Origin of the sequence: Noviherbaspirillum denitrificans, assembly GCF_002211445.1 — a bacterium.
Classification (GTDB): domain Bacteria; phylum Pseudomonadota; class Gammaproteobacteria; order Burkholderiales; family Burkholderiaceae_D; genus Noviherbaspirillum; species Noviherbaspirillum denitrificans.
Genome location: NZ_LSTO01000001.1, coordinates 641,912 through 646,792 on the forward strand (window position 1 = coordinate 641,912; position 4,881 = coordinate 646,792).

The following is a 4,881-nucleotide window of genomic DNA, read 5'->3' on the forward strand; positions in this document are numbered from 1 at the left end:
CCGGCCGTCCCCAGGCTGCGTTCCACGTCCATACTCGCTGCCCGAGTCGTTCCGGGTCGATGCCTTCGCCCACCTCATCGATTACCCCCATGCCGTCGCTGTGCGGAACGATGCGCGGAAAGGGCAGGGTCGTGGTGCGCACGCCTGCACGCGATTTCACATCCGACGGATTCACGCCGGACCACGCCAGCTTCACGCGGACTTCGCCCGGCCCGGCGGCCGGGGTGTCGATCTCGCCGACGGTGAGGACTTCCCTTGCCGGGCCGGTACGGGTATAGCTGGCAGCGCGCATGTGGTCTCCTGTGGAATGCGCCGCCTCAGCAGGCGTCGCAGGTGCGATGGCGTTTCAGCGAGGTCTGCACCACCGCGCGGCGCGACATGCCCTGCAGGAAGGCGGCAAGTTGTTGTCCGATGCCTTTCAGGATACGTCCCGCTTCCGGGCGGCGCAATTCTACGCTGGCGTCGCCGTCGGCTTCGAGTACCGTCAGGCGGCCCGGCACGGCGGTGAAGCTGTCGCCTGCGTGCAGGAAATAGTCGTGGCTGATGCCTTCGACGGTGATCCATACGCGTCCGCGCTGGATGCGCAGCGTGTCGGCATGCGCGGCAGTACCGGATACGGCTTGTCCGGCGGGGAGGCTGAGTGTCCTGTTTGTGAATAACCCTCTCATGATGTCGCTCCTGGATTGGCGGGACTGGATGCCGCTGCCGGCTTGCAGAATGGCTTTTTCCCATCCCGTGAAAGCATCATAGTCCTTGCCTAGCGCTTGTCTAAACGATATATTTTTGATTCTCTTGTTAGTTGGATTCACATATGGCTGAGTTCAGGCGACTACCCAACCTGGCGGCGCTGCGCGCCTTCGAGGCGGCTGCGCGGCACGGCAATTTTTCCCGTGCGGCAGAGGAAATCCACGTCACGCATGGTGCGATCAGCCATCAGGTGCGGGCACTGGAAGAGGAGCTCGGCGTGCCGCTCTTTGCGCGCCACGGCAAGCGCATCGCGATCACGCCGGAAGGCGAGCGCTTCGCCAACGTCCTGCGCCGGGCGCTGGGCGATATTGCGGCCGCCGCCGCCGCATTGCAGGTGGAAGGGAAGCAGAAACGGTTGACGGTGACCGCGCTGCCCTCGTTCGCGGCGCGCTGGCTTTCGCCCCGGCTCGGCGAGTTCATCGAACTGCATCCCGACATGGAAGTGATGCTGCAGTCGAGCAGCCAGCTGACGGATTTCGTGCGCGAGTCGGTGGATATCGGCATCCGCTTCGGCCGTGGTAATTACCCCGGCCTGGAAGTCGAGAAGATCATGGACGACTACTACTATCCGGTCGCCAGTCCACGCTTCAACAAGGGCAGGCTGCCGCCCACGCCGGACAAGCTGGCGCAGCATCCGCTGCTGCGTTGCGAGATGGAGCCGTGGACGCCGTGGTTCCGCGCGGCGGGGCTGGATTTCCTCGAGCCGACCGGCGGCCTCGTGTTCCAGGATTCATCGATGCTGGTGCGGGCGGCGGTGGAGGGGCATGGCATCGCGCTTGCGCGCCATGCGATCGCCGCGTCGGACATCGAATCGGGAGAACTGGTGCGGCTGTTCGATATCGCGATCCGGGTGCCGCAGTCCTACTATCTGGTATGCCCGCCTGAGTCGCTGCGCAAGCCGCAGGTGCAGGCGTTCAGGATGTGGTTGCTGCAGGAAGTAGCGAAATTGCCGCCGCTTAAAGGACTACCTTGACCATCGGGTGCGAGGACAGCGCGCGGTACAGGTTGTCGAGCTGCTCGCGGCTCGTCGCGCGCACGGTGACGGTGAGCGACAGGTAAGTCCCCTTTGACGACGGACGCATTTCCATCTTGCCCGCATGGAAGGTCGGGTCGTGCAGGGTGACCACTTCAACCATGGTCTGGGCGAAGTTTTCCTGCAGGACGCCCATGATCTTGATGGGAAAGTCGCTCGGGTATTCGATGAGGCTGTCGGTAGGCTGGGACATGGCAGGGGTGCAACGGTAAATCAATCAACGCCCGTATTTTACGCCCTCTTGGCATCCTGGTAGGCCGCGTACAACTTCCGGAACACCGGGCCGGACTTGCCAGTGCCAATTTGCTTGCCGTCGATCACCGTCACGGCAAGCACTTCCCGGCCGGCGGACGTCATCAGCACTTCATCGGCGGCAAAGACTTCATCACGTGTGATGGCGCGGGAGCCGAACGGAATGTTGCAGGCTGCGCAGAGTTCTTCCAGCAGGCCGTAGCGGATGCCTTCCAGGATCAGCGTGCTTTTCGGTGGGCCGTAGACGGCACCGTTGCTGACGATCCAGATGTTCGACGAACCGCCTTCCGTCAGTAGGCCGTCGCGGAACTGGATCGCTTCGAGCGCATCGTTCTCCGCGGCATATTGCGCGGCAAGCACATTGCCCAGCAGCGATATCGACTTGATGTCGCAGCGCTGCCAGCGCAGGTCGTCCGTCGTCACGCAGCGCACGCCGTTGTCGACCGTCGCGGCATCCGGCGGCGTGAACGCATTCGTCATGATGAACACGGTCGGCGTCGCATCGGCGGGGAAGGCATGCGCGCGTTTCGCGACGCCACGCGTCACCTGCATGTAGACGAGTTGCGTATCAGCCGGATGCGCGGATGTGACCTTATCGATCAGCGCCATCCACTCTTCTTCGGTATGCGGATTAGGAATGCGGATCGCATCGAGGCTGCGGAACAGGCGCGCCATGTGCTGCTTCGCGCGGAACATCTTGCGGTTGTAGACGGGGATGACTTCGTACACGCCGTCACCGAAGATGAAGCCGCGGTCGAGCACGGGAATCTTCGCTTCGGAAAGGGGCGTGAGTTCGCCGTTGAGGTAGACGAGCGGGTCTTGCATCAGAATTCCTTCAGGCTTCGTAACTGACCAGGGTGACATCCGCGCCGGCGTCGCGGATCGGGATAAGTGCCTGGTATTCGGGAGAATCGTGCCAGCCAAGCAGCGCATCCTTATCCGGGAAGCGGGCGACGACAGTGTCGGTATGGGTATGGATGCCGCTAAGGACCTTGAGTTTCTTCCCGCGGAAGACCAGCTCGCCGCCCCAGGTGGCGATGGTGGCGCCGACCTTGGCGCGGTACTCGTCCCACTTGGCGGCATCGCGGACGGTGATGTGGCCGATGATGTAGGCGGGCATGGATTCTCCTGGGCGAAAAGAAAACGGGGTGCATTCCTGCACCCCGCGACAACTTGCGTTATATGTCGAGTGACACCGGCATCACTTCATCCACAGGCGCACGGAATCCCATGCGCGGCCGATGATGCTCGCCTGGTTCACCTGCTCGAGCGCCACCACCGGCAGTTCGGTCAGAGCCTTGCCGTCGACCATCATCTTCAGGGTGCCGACCTTGCTGTTCTGCGCCACCGGGGCGACCAGCGGGTCCTTGCGTTCCAGCACCGGCTTCATCTTGTCTGCAACGCCCTTCGGCACGGTGACATACACGTCTTGCGTGAAGCCGATCTTCACCTGGCCTTGCGAGCCTTTCCAGACTTCCGGCGTCGCGACCGGCTGGCCCTTGGCGTACAGCTTGACGGTGTCGAAATTCTGGAAGCCCCAGTTCAGCAGCTTCTGGCTTTCCGATGCGCGCACCTGGTCGGACACGGTGCCCAGCACCACGGAGATCAGGCGGCGGTCACTGCCGCCGTTCGGACGCTTGGCGGTGGAGATCAGGCAGAATCCGGCAGCGGCGGTGTGGCCGGTCTTCATGCCGTCGACGGTCGGGTCCAGCCACAGCAGGCGGTTGCGGTTCGGCTGCGTGATCTTGTTGTAGGTGAATTCCTTGGTCGAGTAGATCTTGTACAGGTCCGGATGGTCCGCGATCATGCGCGTGGCCAGGATCGACAGGTCTTGCGCGGTGGTGTAGTTGTCCGGATGCGGCAGGCCGTGCGGATTGGCGTAGCGGGTGTTCTTCAGGCCCATGCGCTCGGCTTCGCGGTTCATCAGCGTGACAAAGGCTTCTTCGGTGCCGGCAACCGCTTCGGCCAGCGCGACCGCGGCGTCATTGCCGGACTGCACGATCAGGCCGTACAGCAGGTCATTCACCTTCACCGGGGTCGCCGGGTCGATGAACATCTTCGAGCTGCTCGCATCGACTTTCCATGCACGCACCGACACATTGACCATCTGGTTCAGGTCGAGGCGCTTTTCCTTGATGGCGGAAAAGGCAAGGTAGGCGGTCATGATCTTGACCAGCGATGCCGGTTCGACGCGCATCGTTGGGTCCTGGGCAGCGAGGACCTGGTTACTGGTGGCGTCGAGCAGCAGCCAGGACTTGGCGGCAATGGTCGGCGGCGGCAATGCTTGCGCAAAGGCAACAGAAATGGTGAGGAGGGTGGCCGCAAGGGCGGCAAAGAGCTTCTTCATGGGCGTGTGCAAATTGAAACCCCGCGCGGAGACCGGGCGGATACAGGAGTAAACAAGGTCGGAATTATAGCCCCGCAGCAAGCTGGCGTTTGGAAACCCGGGGCTTGAAAAGGCCCTTTATTTCGGGTTTCCCGAAAGCACTTTCAGCGGTGCCACATTTCGACCACGAAACTCTTAATATGTTGCAACTTGCGGTGAAAAAAATGATCGGCGCCGGGAATGACGACCACCGGCAGGTCTTGCGGGCGTGCCCAGTCGAGCACATCGGCAAGCGGAATGGTGTCGTCGTACTCGCCGTGGATGAGGATGGTGTTGGCGGGAACTTCGGGCATCGCCCATTTTCCGGCGGCTGTCCCGACCAGCACCAGGCGTTCGGCGGGTGTGCCGGCAGCGATCAGGCGCTGTTGCAATTGCGACTGCACGAAGGTGCCGAAGGAGAAGCCGCCGAGCGCGAACGGCAGGCCCGGATACTGTTGCTGCATGTGTTGCAGCAGCACCGCCA

General features: G+C 62.5%; 8 protein-coding genes. 1 reads left to right on the plus strand and 7 read right to left on the minus strand.

Features of this window, described 5'->3' with window-relative positions; all coding sequences use genetic code 11:
- Window positions 1-292, minus strand: a 292-nt coding sequence (locus AYR66_RS28175; protein ID WP_170942265.1) for an alcohol dehydrogenase catalytic domain-containing protein, incomplete at its 3' end; no start/stop codon positions are given.
- A gap of 25 nt (window positions 293-317) precedes the next feature.
- The gene (locus AYR66_RS03285) at window positions 318-668 is read right to left on the minus strand and encodes a DUF2917 domain-containing protein (protein WP_088706335.1); all 351 of its coding nucleotides are present in this window, start codon (window positions 666-668) and stop codon (window positions 318-320) included.
- Window positions 669-811: 143 nt separating this feature from the next.
- Between AYR66_RS03285 and gcvA the strand changes: the two genes are divergently transcribed.
- Window positions 812-1,720 (plus strand): transcriptional regulator GcvA, encoded by a 909-nt coding sequence (gcvA, locus tag AYR66_RS03290; RefSeq protein WP_088706336.1) that lies wholly within the window; start codon window positions 812-814, stop codon window positions 1,718-1,720.
- Here the strand turns inward: gcvA and AYR66_RS03295 are convergent.
- The 5 genes from AYR66_RS03295 to AYR66_RS03315 all read right to left on the minus strand — a co-directional run.
- A complete protein-coding gene (locus AYR66_RS03295) occupies window positions 1,704-1,973 on the minus strand; it encodes a DUF493 family protein (protein ID WP_088706337.1) in 270 nt (89 codons plus the stop codon). The two genes, gcvA and AYR66_RS03295, sit on opposite strands and share 17 nt — an antisense overlap.
- A gap of 38 nt (window positions 1,974-2,011) precedes the next feature.
- Window positions 2,012-2,857 carry a D-amino acid aminotransferase gene (locus AYR66_RS03300; RefSeq protein WP_088706338.1) on the minus strand — a complete coding sequence of 282 codons (846 nt, stop codon included), beginning with the start codon at window positions 2,855-2,857 and terminating at the stop codon, window positions 2,012-2,014.
- Window positions 2,858-2,867: 10 nt separating this feature from the next.
- Window positions 2,868-3,152, minus strand: coding sequence for a DUF1330 domain-containing protein (locus tag AYR66_RS03305; RefSeq protein WP_088706339.1), 285 nt, complete (start codon window positions 3,150-3,152; stop codon window positions 2,868-2,870).
- A gap of 81 nt (window positions 3,153-3,233) precedes the next feature.
- Window positions 3,234-4,379 (minus strand): D-alanyl-D-alanine carboxypeptidase family protein, encoded by a 1,146-nt coding sequence (locus AYR66_RS03310; protein WP_088706340.1) that lies wholly within the window; start codon window positions 4,377-4,379, stop codon window positions 3,234-3,236.
- A 143-nt stretch (window positions 4,380-4,522) separates the two neighbouring features.
- Window positions 4,523-4,881: alpha/beta hydrolase (locus AYR66_RS03315; protein ID WP_420093083.1), on the minus strand; the 359-nt coding region annotated here is incomplete at its 5' end.